The sequence below is a fragment of the Roseateles depolymerans genome (genome assembly GCF_003387155.1).
Lineage (GTDB): Bacteria > Pseudomonadota > Gammaproteobacteria > Burkholderiales > Burkholderiaceae_C > Roseateles > Roseateles depolymerans.
On sequence record NZ_QUMT01000002.1, the window covers coordinates 873,839 to 888,992 of the forward strand.

Below are 15,154 nucleotides of genomic sequence, written 5' to 3' on the forward strand. Positions count from 1 at the left end.
CCTCACACCAGCGCAAACACATCGTCGAAGCGGTTCAGCGCCTCGTCGATGATCTCGTCGGTATCGGCCAGGCTCGTGTAGAGGCGGCTGCCGGCCACCGAGATCAGCCCGTGCGCGGTGAAGGCCGCGCCCATCTCCTCCATCATGTGCTTGCGCCGCTTGGCCTCCTCCTTGACCCGCAGCAGCTTCAGCAGGCTGCTGGTGTCCAGCAGCAGCACGCCGGAGGTCTGCAGGTGGACGATGGAGCCGAGGTTGTAGGCCACATAGGGCAGGCCGCGCCGCTGGATGATCTCGTCCAGCCCGCGCCGCAGCCGGTCACCCGCCCGTCCCGCCATCACCGGCGCGCGGGTGCGTTCGGTCTCCAGCAGCGCGTGGTAACCCGCCACGCAGGTCAGCGGATTGGCCGAGAGCGTGCCCCCGACAAACGCCCGGCGCGAGGTGGTGCCGATGCCGCCCACCAGCGACATCATGATGTCCTTTCGGCCCCCAATGGCGCCCGACATCGGGTAGCCCGCGGTCAGGCACTTGCCCAGCACCGTCAGGTCGGGCGTGACGCCGAAATAGCCCTGTGCGCCGCCCATGCCGGCGCGAAAGCCGGTCACCACCTCGTCGAAGATCAGCAGCGCGCCGAATTCATCGCACAGCGCGCGCACCTGCGCATTAAAGGCCTTGTGGACCGGCCGCGTGCCGCTTTCCGGGCCGAAGGGCTCCACCATCACCGCCGCCGTGCCGCCGCGCAGGCGGTTCCAGCGCAACAGCCGTCGCAAGGCCTCCGGGTCGTTGGGCAGGCACTCCTGCGTGTAGGCCGTTGCGCCGCGCGGAATGCCGGTGGCCTCCATGCGGCCGGTCTTGGGCAGCCGCATGCCGTAGACGAGCTGGTCGCTCCAGCCGTGATAGGCCCCGCCGATCTTGATGATCCAGCGCTTGCGGGTGTGGGTGCGGGCCAGCCGCACGGCGCCCATGACCGCTTCGGTGCCGGAGCCCAGCATGCGCAGCATCTGCACGCCCGGCATGTGGCGGCAGACCAGCTCTGCCAGCTTCACCTCGTATTCATGCAGCAGGCCGGTGACCGGGCCGCATTCGTCCAGCACGGCATGCACCTTCTCCCGCACGGCGGGCGGGTTGCTGCCCAGCAGGGTCGGGCCGCCGGCTTGCAGAAAGTCGATGTAGCGGTTGCCGTCGATGTCGGTCAGCCACGCGCCCTCGGCCTGGCGGATGGCCAGCGGGAACGGATGGTTGAAGGCCAGGTTGTGCTGCACGCCGCCCGGGATGACCGCCTGGGCGCGGGTGGCCATGGCCTTGGAGCCGGCGCAGCGCTCGTCGAACCAGCGCATCACCTTGGGCAGGGCGTCGGGGCGGATGGGGCGCATCGGCTGGCGGACCAGCTCGGCCAGGCGGGCGTACAGCGCGTGGGTGTCCGGCCATTCGGAGACGGCGTATTGCTGGGTGTCCTCAGGCGGGGAGGGCGGTGTGCTGCCGGCGAGCCCCTTCGCTTGGGAATTCAACAATGCCGGCGCCTCTGCATGCGCCCCACGAGTCGTCTCGATCATGACAGTTCCTTCGACGAAAGCAGCAGTTGCCTGAGTGCCGCCAACTGGGCCCGCGAGCCCGGCTGCTGCTGCATCTGCCGTTCGATGCGCGCGGCCAGATGCCCTCGCGCGAGTTGCTCCAATTGCTCGACCGCTTCGAGGGCCGCTGTGCTGTCCCGCCCGCAGCACACGATACCGTGATTGCGCAACAGCCAGGCCTGCCGGTCGGGACGGACCGCAGCGGCGAGTTTGCCAGCCAGCCATCCGGTGCCCGAGGGGGCATACCCGACGACCGGCACGGTGCGTCCCAGCACGGCATGCTGGGATCGCGGCACCTCCAGCGGCTCCCCGATCAGCGCGCAGGCGCTGGCCAGCGGCTGATGGGTGTGGATGGTGCAGCCGACGTCCGGGCGGGCCCGCATCACCCGGGCATGCAGGCCGGTTTCGACCGAAGGCGGCCGCTCGCCGTCCACCACGCCCAGGTCGGCCAGGCGCAGCAGGCAGACATCCTCCGGCGCCATCGTCAGATAGTCCGTGGCCGAGGGCGTGACGGCCACGAGCACGTCGTCGATACGCAGCATCAGGTTGCCACCGGTCCCGGCGAAATAGCCGCGCTCCGACAGCCGCAAGCAGAGTGCCACGACCGCCTGCCGGGTGGATGCATGCATCATGCGGGCGCTCCTGCCGCCGGCACGCGGTTGAGCCGGTGGTACAGCGGTGCCAGTCGCTGCCGCACTTCCTTGAAGGTCTCGAACTGGTCGGTATAGAGCCGGCTGAGCGACGCAGCGGGCTCATACACCCGGCGGGTGCGCCGCAGCTCGGGCAGGTCGTCGAAACGCCGCTCGCCGATGCCGATGGCGCCGAGGAAGGCGGCGCCGATCGCATTGGCCTGGATGGGCTGCGCCAGTTGCCGGATCGGCTGCCCGGTCACATCCGCCAGGATCTGGCACCACACATCACTCTGCGCGCCGCCCCCGACGGCGGCGATGGTGCCCGGCGAGCGACCGAGCAACCGGGCAAAGGGCTCCATCATCCAGCGGGTGTTCAAGGCCACGCCCTCCAGGAAGGCGCGGAAGATGTCCTCCCGCGAATGGGCCAGCGACAGGTTCAGCAGCCCGGCGCGCAGCAGCGGGTCATCCACGGGGGTGCGTTCCCCGAAGAGCCACGGGGTGTAGATGAGTCCGCGGGCCCCGGGCGGCACTCGCGCGGCGATGCGGTTGAGCACCTCGTAGACGGCGGGATGCTCCTCGTCGCTGGCCAGTTCATCGGGATGGAAGAGGATGCGGTCGCGCAGGAAGGAGAGGTTGGCGCCGGCCGTGGATTGCAGCGCCAGCGCCAGGTAGCGCTGCGGTACCGCGCAGGGGACGGCGGCAATCTTGTGTCGCACGTCCGTGCGCATGGTGGGGACGTGAGCGCCCAGCCAGGACGAGGTGCCCAGGTACAGATGGGTCTCGAAGTCCCGCACCGCCGCGCTGACCGCCACCGCCGACGTGTCCACCGCGCCCGCCACGACGCGGGTGTCGGGCGCGAGCCCCAGCCGCTGCGCCACCTCCGGTCGCAAGGGGCCCAGCACGTCGGTGGAGGAGACGATCTCCGGCAGCTTGGCGGCATCCAGGTCCAGCATGCGGATCAGCCGCGCGTCGTAGTGCACCCGCGCCGGGTCGCGGTTGTTGGTCACCCAACTGGTGAGGATGGAATCCTGCGTGGCGCACAGGCGTCCGCAGAGCCGGAAGTTCAGGTAGTCCAGCGCATTGAGGAACTGATGGGTGCGTTCATAGACCTGCGGCAGATGGTCCCGCACATAGGCCATGTGGCCGGCGCCGTCGCGCCCGGTGGTGGACGGGGCGCCGCCGGTCAGGTGCAGCCAGCGCCACAGCTTGAGCGGCCCGTAGCCTTCGATGTTGAGCCAGCGGCCCCGCGTGCGCCGGGCCATCGCCTGCGCGCCGCGTGCATCCAGCCAGCTGAAGGCGCGGCCGATCGGCTCGCCCTGGCGGTCCACGCAGACCGTCACTTCGGTCTGGGTGGAGCAGCACACGACCGTGACGCGGCGCCGGCGCTGGGCGTCCGCCGCCAGCAGTTCGTCGGCGGCCCCCAGCAGCGCCTGCCACCAGTCATGCGGGTCCTGCTCCGCCTGCACGCCTTGCACATGCAAGGCCACCGGGCGGAAGGCCCAGCCCTGCACCTCGCCGTCCAGGGTCACCAATGCGCATTTGCAGCCGGAGGTGCCCAGGTCGATGGACAGGACCAGCGGGGCAGTGTCCGGCTCAGCAGTCACAGGCGCTCCCGCCATCAGAACTTGTAGCCGACCGACACCACCAGCCGGTCGTCATCCTGCCGCTTCCAGCCGTTGCCGTCCGGAATCAGGAACAGCTCCGGGCGGTGGGTGCGGGTGGTCACCCATTCGGCGGTGAAGCTCATGCCCCAGCGCTGGTGGGTGACGCCGAGGCTGTAGTCGCTGAAGTCCGCTTCCTTGAAATGCCGGATGCGCTGGGTGCCGGCATGTAGATTGAGCGTGGTTGTGGGCGTGAGGTCGAGCTTGTAGCCGATGTCGTAGAGCATGCTGCCGCGGGAGTTCTTGTCACCCCGCAGGTAGCACTCGATGGCGGGCGTGGGGTCGACGGCGGCGGCCAGGATCTGACCGCAGACCCCGCCGGTGTCCGCGCCGCGATAGGTGCGGGAGATCACGTTGAGGATGCGTCCCTCCAGTTTGCCCCAGCCCAGCTCCAGCACGGCATAGGCGGTGTCGTAGCGGGTGCGGCGGAAGTCCACCGGCTCGCCGACCTCCAGGTCGATGGCATGCGGTGCGTCGAACCGGGCGCCGGGAAAGAATTCCTTGGCCAGGCCCACGCCAAAATGCCAGCCGTCCGGGTCGCCCCAGCGGTAGCCGGTGCCCAGCAAAAGGTTGTAGCCGTCCGAGCCGGTGAAGGCCTTGTCGCTGACGGTGGACAGCTGGGCCAGGGCAATCAGCCCGCTCTCGTGCGCCAGTTGCAGGTTCAGCTGGGCGGACGGCTTGCGGCCGGAGTCGGAGATGCCGCGATTGCGCAGGTCGGAAAGCAGCTTCACCTCGGTGTCGATGGCCATGGTGGCCGTGCCGGACGTGTCGGCCAACACCGGCGCTGCGGTCGTGGCGAGCAGCATGGCGAGCGTGATCAGGGACGGGCGGCGGCGCGCGGCGGGGCGCAGGGCTGTGCAGGGCATGGGGCGGCTCCTCTTGGGGAGATGGGAGATCGAAAGGGGGACTCGACGCTTGGGGTCCGGGGAAGGGCAAGGCGGCGGCGCACACGCTCAGGACTTGCACACCGGCGTGGCCGGCAGCTCCGTCACCCGGCGCATCTGCTCGGTCTGCCCCAGGATCTCGGTGCCGATGTAGGCGCGGATGTGCAGATCGCCGTTCTTGATGCGCAGCGCGCCCTTGTATTTCTTGCGGTCGCGCGGGTCGTAGACCCAGCCGTCGCGCCAGGCGTCGTTCTCGAATCGGTCGAGCTGCGCAATCTGGATGCCGCAGGTGTCGGCCGGCTTGCCTGCGTCCTTGTCCCAGACGATGCGGCCGCACAGCGCGGTGGGTCGGTCGGCGCAGGGCTTGAACTCGATCACGGCGCCGCCGTCGGCGCTGAGCCACAGGCCCTTGGCCTCGTCCGGAGTGGTGGCGTGGGCGGCGGAGGCGGGGGCCAGCGCAGTCACGAGCGATGTCACCAGCGCGGCCATTCGCGCGGTCATCCGCGCGGCCGTCGGTGCGGCCGTCGGCGCGGTGCGCAGGTGCGTCCGCATGGCACGCAGGCCAGTGATGAAAGAGCGGAGGGAATGGCCAGGCGCTTGGCCAGACGTTCCAGGCATCGCGGATCTCCTGCGGGAGAACGTCCCGCATTGATTGGATAGTGATAACTATCGTAGCGATGGCTATTTTTTTTGGATCTGGGGAAAAACCCTCGCAGGCACGAAGCGCGACGGCGAGTCAAGCGCGCGGAGCGCCGCCGGGTCTGTACGGCGTGTCAGCGTCCTCGCTCGGCTGTCGCGACTGCTTCGGGGCGCGCGCGCAAACGCTGGGTGACGACCAGCACCGCGCCAGCGGCGGCGGCAAATCCGGTGGCCACCATCGGCACCGGTCCGACCTCCTCGCCGGACAACATCAGCGAAGCCACCAGAGGACCGAACGCGCTGCCAAACAACTGCGCGGCCGGCACCAGGGCCGCGACCTGCCCGCTGCCATCGGTGCGAAAGGCCAGTGCCATCTGGAAGGGCAGCATGAACAGCCAGGTGAAGGTGAACACGCCGCACAGGGCGGCAAAGGGCAGGGGCCCGTGTTGCGCCCCACCGGCCACGCCAAGGGCGCACACGCCGAGGGTGACGCAGCAGCCCAGGAGGGTGGGCACGGGCGGCAGCCGCTTGACCAAGGCGGTGCCCACACTCCCGCCCAGCACCTGCATGCCCAGCCCGGCAGCGATCAGGGTCTGCACGGCCACTGGTGAAAAGCCGGCGCGGGTGCCCAGCGGCTCGGCATAGGCCCAGAACGACCCGAGTGTGGCGAGCTGGAGGAACACCACCAGCAAGGTGCCGATGCGGGGCGCCGTCCAGCGCATCCCCACGCCGGCTTGGCTGACCGTCGGCGTCAAGGGGTCCAGTGGTCGCGCCCACACCGCCGCCAGCAGCGCCGCCACGACGGCCAGTCCGGCCAGTGTCTGGAAGCCGCCGGGCCAACCCAGCCGCGGCATCACCGCATGCGCCAGCACCAGCCCCAGCAGGGCCTGCGCCAGCGTCTGCACCACGAAAAACAGACCCGCCAGCTGCTCCGGCGTCGCCGAACGCACGATGACGGCGGTGGTGCTCCACACCAGCAGACCTTCCGCAATGCCTGCCGCCGCACGCACGCCGCCCAGCAGCAGGTCGCCATGGGCGCGTGTCGTGGCCAGGTCCAGCGCCGCCGCCGCCAGGGCCGCCAGCACCGTCACGGGCCGCAGCCAGCGCACCGGCAGCCGCAGGTCCCCGATCAACACGCCCACGCCCAGGGCCACGATTTCCCCCATGGCCACCAGCCCCACGCCCTCCAGCGTCACTGCGCCGGCTTCCAGCAGGGCGCCCAGCAGCAGGGGCTGCAGGCCCAACATCAGCAGCGCGACCGACCCCACGGTGATGGCCAGCGCGGCCTCGGTCCGCCCGGTATGTCTGGATGCTTGCATCGCCCCTGTCCCATGGAAGAGTGATGCCGGGCCTGTGTCGCCGTGCCTGACACCGCATCAGGCGTGACCTGCGCGGTCACCTCCTGGCGTCACGTCCTTGCGTCACATCCTGGCTGGTGGAACGATCTTATAGTCATGGCTATCTTTGTGGCCGCTCGGGCCACCCTGGGAGAATCCCTGCACCGGACGGCGTCGCCGTGGACGCGTCGGTCGCGGTATTCTTGAATCGACGCCTGCCTCGTAGTGCTTTGAATGCCCACTTCCCGCCGCAAGACTGCTGTCCCCCCACCGGCCCCGGTGCCGCCTGCTGGCCCGGACCTGGCCACCAAGCTGCAACCCGCCCAGCAACGGGCCACGGAAACCTATGAGCGGCTGCTGGAAGCCGCTGCCCAGACCTTGATCGAGGTGGGCATCGAGCGCCTCTCCACCAATCTGGTGTGTGAGCGGGCGGGCGTCTCGCCGCCGGCGCTGTATCGCTACTTCCCCAACAAATATGCGTTGCTGCATGAGCTCGGCCAGCGGCTGATGCAGCGCCAGAATGAGTGCGTCGCGCGGTGGATGTCGCCGGAGGTGATCCAGGCCGGCGTGCCGGCGCTGGAGCAAGCCCTGGCCGGTCTGCTGCTGGAGACGTATGAGGTCACGCGCCGGACTGAGGGGGGCGTGTGGATCATGCGGGCCATGCGCGCCGTCCCGGCGCTGCAGGAAGTGCGGCTGGCCTCGCATGCCGCGGTGACGGAAGCCCAGACGCAGCTGCTGGTGAAGGCGCTGCCGGGGGCTCGTCGCTCGGAGCTGAAGCTCGCCAGCCGGATCGTGGTGGAGCTGATCTACGCCACCGTGGAAATGCTCTTCGACGAATCGCTCAAGCCCAAGGACGTGGCGCGCATCGCGGCCGGCATGATGGCCAGCCACCTGCAGCGGGTGATGCCCGGCGCCTGAGCGGTTGTGGGCTGCGGCCGGTCAGCCGCAGCGCGGGACCTCAGCGCACCAGGCGTCCGCCGGAGCCCAGGATGGCGAAGTCAACATACTTGGACGTGGCCTGGCCCTTGCCAAAGCTCAGGCGGTGACCGCCGATGTCGGTGTCCATGCCGCGTTCCAGAACCTCGGACAGGCTGGCAGCGGTCAGGCTGGTGCTGCGCTCCAGCGCCTTGGTCAGGGCCTTGGCGGCAATGAAGCCTTCCACCGAACGGGCGGACAGGTCCGGGTCCTTGGCGTTCTGACGCAGGCGGGCGTAGTCGCGCATGACTTCGCGGTCCTGGCGGTCGTCGGTGGGCAGCGTCATCGAGAAGGCGAAACCGCGAGCCCGGTCCGGACCCAGCTTGGTCAGCAGTTCCTGCACGTCGATGATCGACATGCCATACAGACCGGCGCGGCCGCCGGCAGTCTGGTAGCGGTTGGTGAACTCGATGGCGGCGGCGGTGGTGGCGGCCAGGAAGATCACGTCCGGCTGCTGCTTGACCATCTCATTGACGGCTGCCGTCACTTCGGTGGTGTTGCGGGCGTAACCGGACTGGGCCACCAGGGTCAGGCCATGCATCTTGGCGGAGGCCTGTGCGCCAGCCAGGGCGTCGCGGCCCAGGCCGTCGTCCTGGTAGACCACGCCAACGCGGGTGCGGCCCATTTCGCCGAGCTGCTTGAACAGGCGTTCCACCTCCTCACGGTAGGTGGCCTTCACCGGGTACATGTTGCGGGCGCTGACCACGCTGGTGGCGCCGGAGACCGCGCCCAGCATCGAGATCTTGCTCTTTTCCAGGATGCCGTCCTGCTTGAGCGCTTCCAGATTGCTGGTGCCGATGGTGCCGATCAGCGCGGCGGGGTTGTCCTGCTCGATCAGTTCCTTGACCAGGCGCACCGTTTCTTCCGGCTTCTGGCCGTCGTCCCGCGTGACCAGCTTGAGCTTCTGGCCCTTGATGCCGCCACGGGCATTGACCTCGTCCAGCCAGAGCTTGGCGCCGGCACGAATGGCCTTGCCGGTGACTGCCTGCGGGCCGCTGAACGGAGCGACCTGGCCGATGACGATGTCGGCATGCGCGGCGGGAGCGGCAGCAAGGCACAACAAGGCGAGAAGGCGGCGAACGCGGGGAGCAAAGGCGAGGTTCATCGGGAATGTCTGCGGCAGCCTGGCGGCTGGGGTGGAGGACTGATTGACGTTTCGTGACAAGCTTCACGAATTGTCAAGCTTGGCAATTAGGGTAATCGCGAAGTTGTGCATGGTGGCGAACTATTGCCCTTCGGTAAAGCGATTCTTATTGCTTGTTCAATGCAAAAATACTGCATTCAATTTTTGTCACGCCATGGACATCACGCTCGCCCAGACCTTTCTCGAGATCGTTGCCTCCGGCAGCTTCGTGCGTGCGGCCGAGAACCTGCACATCACCCAAACGGCGGTGAGCGCCCGGGTGCGCACGCTGGAAGAGCATCTGGACGCCAAGCTGTTCGTGCGCAACAAGGCCGGGGCCACGCTCACCCATGCCGGTGAGCAGTTCACCCGCCATGCCGCCATGCTGGTGCAGATCTGGGAACGGGCGCGTCACCAGGTGGCCCTGCCGCCGGGGCGGGAGTCCATCATCACCATCGGCTGCGAACTCAGCCTCTGGGACCCGCTGCTGCTGGACTGGCTGCTGCACATGCGCACGGCCGCGCCCCATCTGGCGCTGCGCACCGAGGTGGGCCAGACCGATGCGCTGATCGACCGCGTGGCCAATGGCACGCTGGACGTGGCGGTGGTCTATGCACCGCAGCTGCGGCCGGGTCTGCGCATCGAGCTGCTGCTGGAAGAGAAGCTGGTGCTGGTGACCACCCGCGAATCCGCCACCCTGCATCCCGAGGATTACGTCTACGTCGACTGGGGCCCCGAGTTCGCGGCGCAGCACGGGCTGGCCTTTCCGCATCTGGTCAATGCCGGCATCAGCGTGGGGCTGGGCCCGCTGGGCCGGGAATATGTGCTGGCCGCCGGGGGCACCGCCTATTTCCGGCTGCAGGTGGTCACGCCGCATTTGAAGAGCGGCCGCATGCGGCGCATTCAAGGCGCGCCGGAGTTTCTCTATCCGGCTTATGCGGTGTTTGCCGAAGGGGCGGACATGTCCGTGGTGCGGCCCGCGCTGGAGGGGCTGCGCGCCGTCATGAACCCTGCTTCGGCGTCCGGTCCGGCGTCGGGCTCGCCGCCCACGGAGCCTCCACCGGCATCGGCTTGAGCGACTGCAGCACGGTCGGCAACAGCTCGCTGACCGTCGGGTGGATGCGGACCCCGCCGGTGAGGATCTCGGTGTAGGGACGGCGCGCGGCCATCACGTCCAGCAGGGACTGGATCGCTTCGTCGCCATCCACCCCGAACAGCGTGGCGCTCACCAGCGCGCGGGTCTCGGCATCCACGATCAGCTTGATGAAGCCGGCGTCCTCGCCTTTTTCCACCGCGCGACCCACCCGTGTCATTGGGCGTGTGCCGATGAGGGCCGGGCGGCCGCTCTTGCGCACCTCCTGCTCACTCAGCCCGATGCGCGCCAGCGGCGGGTCGGTGTAGAGCGCATAGGTCACCAGCCGGTCCTTGATGCTGCGCTGGGTGCCGTTGAAGAGGTTGTCCGCCAGCACTTCGAAGTCGTTCCAGGCGGTGTGGGTGAACGCACCGCGGCCGTTGCAGTCTCCCAGCGCCCAGATGTGCGGCTTGTTCGTCTGCAACTGGTCGTTGACCTGCACATACCCCCGCGCGTCGACCGCCACGCCGGCCCGGTCCAGCCCCAGGTCGTGGGTATTGGGCTGGCGGCCGGTGGCGACCAGCACATGGGTGCCCAGCAGGCGGGGCGCGCCGTCGTTGCAGTTCACATCCACCGCGATCTCGTCCCGGGCCGGGGCCAGCCGCACGCATTCGGCCCCGGTGCGGATGGCGATGCCTTCGCCTTCCAGCAGTTGCTGCAGCGCCTGGGCCACGTCCGGGTCTTCGCGCGGCACCAGTTGCGCGCCGCGCTGCACCACCGTCACCTCGGCGCCAAAGCGGCGGAACATCTGCGCGAATTCCAGCCCGATGTAGCTGCCGCCCACCACCACCAGATGCCGCGGCAGGCGGTCCAGCTGCATGATGCTGGCATTGGTGAGCCAGGGCACCTGGTCCAGGCCTTCGACGCCGGGCTGCGCCGGCCGTCCGCCGACATTGAGGAAGATCCGTTCCGCCTGCAGCCGGCGCTCGCCGACGCGCACGGTGTGGTCGTCCTCGAACTGCGCATGCCCCATGATCAATTCCACCTGCCGCATGCCGCGCAGCCATTGGTCCACGCTTTGCCGGGACTTGCCCGAGATGCGGTCCTTGCGCGCCAGCACCGCCGCCAGGTCGACCTCCGCCCCCGGGGGCACCCGCACGCCCCAGCGCTGCGCGTGCTGCACCACCCAGGCGGCATGCGCGCTGGCGACCATGGCCTTGGTGGGAATGCAGCCGGTATTGACGCAGGTGCCGCCGACGCGGCTGCGCTCGATCACCGCCACCCGCCAACCGGCCTGGGACATGCGTTCCGCCAGGGGCGGGCCGGCCTGACCGGCGCCGATGATGATCGCGTCAAACGTGGTGGCTTCCATGCGGGCGCTTTCCAAGAAGGGGTGTTTCCACGAAGGGGTGGCCCAGCCTAGAAGCATCCGGCGCGGTGCGCAAGCCGGATGGCGCACCCTCGCCCCAGGTGGGTGGGCGAATGGTGTCCCGTCTGGAGGGGATGACGGCGCGGATGGGGCTTGACCATACCCCAGGGGGGTATAGACTTCGCCCCATGCCACATGCCCCGGAAGACAAACGCAAGGCCCTGCTGCGGGTGCGCCGCATCCAGGGGCAGACCGAGGCTCTGGCCCGGGCCCTGGAAGCCGGGGAGGACTGTGGCCCGGTGCTGGTGCAACTGGCGGCCATTCGCGGGGCCGTGAACGGTCTGATGTCGGAAATCCTGCAATCCCATATCCGCGAGGAACTGGGGGCGCTGCCGGAGGCGGATGATCGCCATGCCCAGCTGGCGCAGGACATGACCACGCTGGTGCGCACCTATCTCAAATGAATCGCCCCTGAATCGCTCCTGAATTGCCCATGAATCGCCGGTCTGGCCTCTCTGCCGGGCCCTCACTCTGTTTTGAAAGGTTGTCCCATGAAATCACGTGCCGCTGTTGCATTCGAGGCCGGCAAGCCGCTGCAAGTCGTCGAGATCGATGTGGCGCCGCCCCAAAAGGGCGAAGTGCTGGTGCGCATCACCCACACGGGCGTCTGCCACACCGACGCCTTCACCCTGAGCGGCGACGACCCCGAGGGTCTGTTCCCGGTGGTGCTGGGCCATGAAGGGGCCGGCGTCGTGGTGGAAGTGGGCGAGGGCGTGACCAGCGTCAAGCCGGGCGACCATGTCATTCCCCTCTACACCGCCGAATGCGGCGAATGCCTGTTCTGCAAGTCCGGCAAGACCAACCTGTGCGTGTCGGTGCGGGCCACCCAGGGCAAGGGCGTGATGCCGGACGGCACCACCCGCTTCTCCTACAACGGCCAGCCGCTCTATCACTACATGGGCTGCTCCACCTTCAGCGAGTACACGGTGGTGGCGGAGGTGTCGCTGGCCAAGATCAACCCGGATGCCAATCCGGAGCAGGTCTGCCTGCTGGGCTGCGGCGTGACCACAGGCCTGGGCGCAGTGAAGAACACCGCCAAGGTGCAGCCGGGGGACACGGTGGCCGTGTTCGGACTGGGCGGCATCGGTCTGGCTGTCATCCAGGGTGCCAAGCTGGCGCAGGCCGGCCGCATCATCGGCATCGACACCAACCCCACCAAGTTCGACCTGGCCCGGGTGTTCGGCGCCACCGACTGCATCAACCCCAAGGACTTCGACAAGCCCATCCAGCAGGTGATCGTGGAGATGACTGGTTGGGGGGTGGACCACTCCTTCGAGTGCATCGGCAATGTGAATGTCATGCGCGCGGCGCTGGAATGTGCCCACCGCGGCTGGGGTCAGTCGGTGATCATCGGCGTGGCAGGCGCGGGTCAGGAAATCTCCACCCGTCCGTTCCAACTGGTGACCGGCCGCACCTGGAAGGGCTCGGCCTTCGGCGGCGTCAAGGGCCGCTCGCAATTGCCCGGCATGGTGGAGGAAGCCATGCGCGGCGACATCCAGCTGGCGCCGTTCGTCACCCACACCATGCCACTGACCGGCATCAACGAGGCGTTCGACCTGATGCATGAAGGCAAGTCGATCCGCTCCGTCGTGCACTTCTGACCCGGCTTCGCTGCAAGCCTTGATTTAGTGCAAGGACAGGCGAGGAGGTCGCTGGCAGGATGGTCCGCTTCATGACTGAATCGGCCTGTCCATGCCCAGCACCTTGTCCCTGTTCGACCGTCTCAAGCTGGCCGGTCTCCAGCCGCTGACCCTGGCCGGGCGCCAGTTGCTCCCCATCGTGCAGGGGGGCATGGGGGTGGGGGTATCCGCCCACCGGCTGGCGGGCAGCGTGGCGGCGCAAGGGGCGATGGGCACCATCTCCTCGGTCGACCTGCGTCGCCATCATCCGGACCTGATGGCCCAGTGCAGCGCTGCCGAGGTCGGCCACGACCTGGAGGCCCGCAAGACGGCCATCGTGGCCGCCAACCAGATGGCTCTGGCCCGGGAAATCCAGCGGGCCCGCGAGTTGTGCAAGCAAAGCGGGCTGCTGGCGGTGAACATCATGCGGGCCGTCAGTGATTACGCCAGCTCGGTGCGCACGTCGCTGGAGCAGGGGGTGGACGCGCTGGTCGTCGGCGCCGGCCTCCCGCTGGAACTGCCGGACCTGGCCAGTGACCATCCGAAAACCGCGCTGATCCCCATCCTCTCCGACGCCCGCGGCGTGTCGCTGCTGTGGCGCAAATGGGAACGCCGCAAGCGGGTGCCGGACGCCCTCATCATCGAGCATCCCGGCCACGCGGGCGGGCATCTGGGCGCGGCCCGGGTGGCGGACGTCTCCGACAGCCGCTTCGATTTTGAGGTGGTCATCCCCGCGGTGCGCCAATGGATCCGGGACGCCGGCATGGAAGGCCGCGTGCCGCTGATCGCCGCCGGTGGCATCCGTCGCTGCGAGGACATCCAGCGCCTGCAGGCCCTGGGTGCGGATGGGGTGCAGATGGGCACGCCCTTTGTGGCCACCCATGAATGCGATGCCCATCCTGAATTCAAGCGGGTCCTGGCCGAGGCGCCGGACGACGCACTGGTGGAATTCACCAGCGTGGCCGGACTGCCGGCCCGTGCCGTCATGACGCCCTGGCTGCGCAAATACCTCGGGGCAGAGCAGCGGCTGCAGACCGTGGCCCAGCTGAAGAAGCATTGCACCATGGCCTTCGACTGCCTGGCCCAATGCGGCCTGCGCGACGGGCTCAAGGGCTGGGGGCAGTTCTGCATCGACCAGCGGCTGGCCGCGGCGCTGCGGGGCGAGGTCGACAAAGGGCTGTTCTTCCGGGGCAAGGGCGCCTTGCCCTTCGGGTCGCAGATCGCGTCGGTGCGAGAGCTGCTGGAGCGGGTCCTGACCCCCGGCGTCGCCCTCCCGACGCCTCAGACCAGCCCGGGCACCTGACTCTGTGAGTTGGCCTGGCTGACGTGGCTGCCGGGCTCCACGCTGCGGGTCAGCCACACATTCCCGCCGATCACCGAGCCCTTGCCCAGGGTGATGCGGCCCAGGATGGTCGCGCCGGCATAGATCGTCACATCGTCCTCCACCACCGGATGGCGTGGCGCACCCTTGCGGATCTGGCCCTGCTCGTCGGTGGGGAAGCTGCGGGCGCCCAGGGTCACCGCCTGGTAGATGCGTACCCGCTCGCCGATCACGGCCGTCTCACCGATCACCACCCCGGTGCCATGGTCGATGAACAGGCCCGGGCCGATGGTCGCGCCCGGATGGATGTCGATGCCGGTGCGGCTGTGGGCCAGCTCGGCCACGATGCGGGCCAGCAGCGGCACGCCCAGCGTGTAGAGCTTGTGGGCCAGGCGATGATGGATCATCGCGGCGATGCCGGGGTAGCACAGCAGCACCTCGTCCACGCTGCGAGCGGCGGGGTCGCCCTGGAAGGCGGCCAGCACGTCGGCATCCAGCAGGCGGCGGATGGTCGGCAGCTCCCGCGCGAAGTCCGCCGTCACCTGGTCCGCCCGGGCCAGCATCTCCGGGTCCGCGGGGTCGGCGCCGGCGGCGGCGGTCAGCTCCAGCAGCACCTGCTGCCGCAGCGCCTGCAACTGGGTGTCCAGCGTATGGCCGATGTAGTAGTCCTCCGCTTCCGGCCGCAGGGTGGGCGGACCCAGCCGCAGCGGGAAGAGCACGCCGCGCAGCCCCTGCACGATGCCGTCCAGCACTTCGGTCGAGGGCAGCTCGCGGCCCCGCGGTTCATGCGGACGGTGATGCTCGCGCCACGCTTGCCGGGCGGCCCGCAGGCCCGCGACCACATCGTCCAAAGGCCAGTCGCCGCCATGGCGTTTGGGGGCATTGCTCACTGAG

At 68.8% G+C, this 15,154-nt stretch carries 14 protein-coding genes; 5 read left to right on the forward strand and 9 right to left on the reverse strand.

Going from position 1 to position 15,154, the window contains the following annotated elements; translation table 11 throughout:
• Positions 1–2 precede the first annotated feature (2 nt).
• The 6 genes from DES44_RS11835 to DES44_RS11860 all read right to left on the reverse strand — a co-directional run bounded on the left by DES44_RS11835 (position 3) and on the right by DES44_RS11860 (position 6,703).
• Entirely contained in the window at positions 3–1,550 is a 1,548-nt protein-coding gene (locus DES44_RS11835) for an aspartate aminotransferase family protein (protein WP_083525576.1), read from the reverse strand.
• Complete coding sequence (locus DES44_RS11840) at positions 1,547–2,200, reverse strand: class II aldolase/adducin family protein (protein WP_058935116.1); 654 nt, start codon at positions 2,198–2,200, stop codon at positions 1,547–1,549. Before DES44_RS11840 ends, DES44_RS11835 begins: the two co-directional genes overlap by 4 nt.
• On the reverse strand, positions 2,197–3,804 hold the full coding sequence (locus tag DES44_RS11845) for a xylulokinase (RefSeq protein WP_232309749.1): 1,608 nt from the start codon (positions 3,802–3,804) through the stop codon (positions 2,197–2,199). Before DES44_RS11845 ends, DES44_RS11840 begins: the two co-directional genes overlap by 4 nt.
• Before the next feature lie 14 nt (positions 3,805–3,818).
• Positions 3,819–4,727 (reverse strand): TorF family putative porin, encoded by a 909-nt coding sequence (locus DES44_RS11850; protein ID WP_058935118.1) that lies wholly within the window; start codon positions 4,725–4,727, stop codon positions 3,819–3,821.
• Between the two features lie 87 nt (positions 4,728–4,814).
• Complete coding sequence (locus DES44_RS11855; protein ID WP_232309751.1) at positions 4,815–5,297, reverse strand: DUF2147 domain-containing protein; 483 nt, start codon at positions 5,295–5,297, stop codon at positions 4,815–4,817.
• Between the two features lie 221 nt (positions 5,298–5,518).
• Entirely contained in the window at positions 5,519–6,703 is a 1,185-nt protein-coding gene (locus DES44_RS11860; RefSeq protein WP_058935119.1) for an MFS transporter, read from the reverse strand.
• Between the two features lie 252 nt (positions 6,704–6,955).
• Here DES44_RS11860 and DES44_RS11865 point away from each other — a divergent pair, with 252 nt between their 5' ends.
• Positions 6,956–7,639 carry a TetR/AcrR family transcriptional regulator gene (locus DES44_RS11865; RefSeq protein ID WP_058935120.1) on the forward strand — a complete coding sequence of 228 codons (684 nt, stop codon included), beginning with the start codon at positions 6,956–6,958 and terminating at the stop codon, positions 7,637–7,639.
• A 40-nt stretch (positions 7,640–7,679) separates the two neighbouring features.
• Here DES44_RS11865 and DES44_RS11870 read toward each other — a convergent pair whose 3' ends face one another.
• A complete protein-coding gene (locus DES44_RS11870) occupies positions 7,680–8,801 on the reverse strand; it encodes an ABC transporter substrate-binding protein (protein ID WP_058935121.1) in 1,122 nt (373 codons plus the stop codon).
• Positions 8,802–8,994: 193 nt separating this feature from the next.
• On the opposite strand from DES44_RS11870, the gene DES44_RS11875 reads away from it, so the two are divergent.
• Positions 8,995–9,894 (forward strand): LysR family transcriptional regulator, encoded by a 900-nt coding sequence (locus DES44_RS11875; RefSeq protein ID WP_058935122.1) that lies wholly within the window; start codon positions 8,995–8,997, stop codon positions 9,892–9,894.
• On the opposite strand, the gene DES44_RS11880 is transcribed toward DES44_RS11875, so the two are convergent.
• Entirely contained in the window at positions 9,821–11,263 is a 1,443-nt protein-coding gene (locus DES44_RS11880; RefSeq protein WP_083526041.1) for an FAD-containing oxidoreductase, read from the reverse strand. The two genes, DES44_RS11875 and DES44_RS11880, sit on opposite strands and share 74 nt — an antisense overlap.
• A gap of 185 nt (positions 11,264–11,448) precedes the next feature.
• Between DES44_RS11880 and DES44_RS11885 the strand changes: the two genes are divergently transcribed.
• From DES44_RS11885 to DES44_RS11895, 3 genes are all read left to right on the forward strand, one after another.
• Positions 11,449–11,724 (forward strand): metal/formaldehyde-sensitive transcriptional repressor, encoded by a 276-nt coding sequence (locus DES44_RS11885; protein ID WP_058935123.1) that lies wholly within the window; start codon positions 11,449–11,451, stop codon positions 11,722–11,724.
• Between the two features lie 87 nt (positions 11,725–11,811).
• On the forward strand, positions 11,812–12,921 hold the full coding sequence (locus DES44_RS11890; RefSeq protein WP_058935124.1) for an S-(hydroxymethyl)glutathione dehydrogenase/class III alcohol dehydrogenase: 1,110 nt from the start codon (positions 11,812–11,814) through the stop codon (positions 12,919–12,921).
• A 91-nt stretch (positions 12,922–13,012) separates the two neighbouring features.
• Entirely contained in the window at positions 13,013–14,242 is a 1,230-nt protein-coding gene (locus DES44_RS11895) for an NAD(P)H-dependent flavin oxidoreductase (RefSeq protein ID WP_058935125.1), read from the forward strand.
• On the opposite strand, the gene epsC is transcribed toward DES44_RS11895, so the two are convergent.
• Positions 14,221–15,150 carry a serine O-acetyltransferase EpsC gene (epsC, locus tag DES44_RS11900; RefSeq protein WP_116001522.1) on the reverse strand — a complete coding sequence of 310 codons (930 nt, stop codon included), beginning with the start codon at positions 15,148–15,150 and terminating at the stop codon, positions 14,221–14,223. The two genes, DES44_RS11895 and epsC, sit on opposite strands and share 22 nt — an antisense overlap.
• Positions 15,151–15,154: the final 4 nt, after the last annotated feature.

Bases quoted from the DNA above. Each gene is read 5' to 3' on its own strand.
- DES44_RS11885 (WP_058935123.1), top strand. From the start codon at position 11,449: ATGCCACATGCCCCGGAAGACAAACGCAAGGCCCTGCTGCGGGTGCGC.
- DES44_RS11870 (WP_058935121.1), bottom strand. From the start codon at position 8,801: ATGAACCTCGCCTTTGCTCCCCGCGTTCGCCGCCTTCTCGCCTTGTTG.
- DES44_RS11850 (WP_058935118.1), bottom strand. From the start codon at position 4,727: ATGCCCTGCACAGCCCTGCGCCCCGCCGCGCGCCGCCGCCCGTCCCTG.
- DES44_RS11860 (WP_058935119.1), bottom strand. From the start codon at position 6,703: ATGCAAGCATCCAGACATACCGGGCGGACCGAGGCCGCGCTGGCCATC.
- DES44_RS11835 (WP_083525576.1), bottom strand. From the start codon at position 1,550: ATGATCGAGACGACTCGTGGGGCGCATGCAGAGGCGCCGGCATTGTTG.
- DES44_RS11880 (WP_083526041.1), bottom strand. From the start codon at position 11,263: ATGGAAGCCACCACGTTTGACGCGATCATCATCGGCGCCGGTCAGGCC.
- DES44_RS11865 (WP_058935120.1), top strand. From the start codon at position 6,956: ATGCCCACTTCCCGCCGCAAGACTGCTGTCCCCCCACCGGCCCCGGTG.
- DES44_RS11855 (WP_232309751.1), bottom strand. From the start codon at position 5,297: ATGCGGACGCACCTGCGCACCGCGCCGACGGCCGCACCGACGGCCGCG.
- DES44_RS11875 (WP_058935122.1), top strand. From the start codon at position 8,995: ATGGACATCACGCTCGCCCAGACCTTTCTCGAGATCGTTGCCTCCGGC.
- DES44_RS11840 (WP_058935116.1), bottom strand. From the start codon at position 2,200: ATGATGCATGCATCCACCCGGCAGGCGGTCGTGGCACTCTGCTTGCGG.
- DES44_RS11890 (WP_058935124.1), top strand. From the start codon at position 11,812: ATGAAATCACGTGCCGCTGTTGCATTCGAGGCCGGCAAGCCGCTGCAA.
- DES44_RS11895 (WP_058935125.1), top strand. From the start codon at position 13,013: ATGCCCAGCACCTTGTCCCTGTTCGACCGTCTCAAGCTGGCCGGTCTC.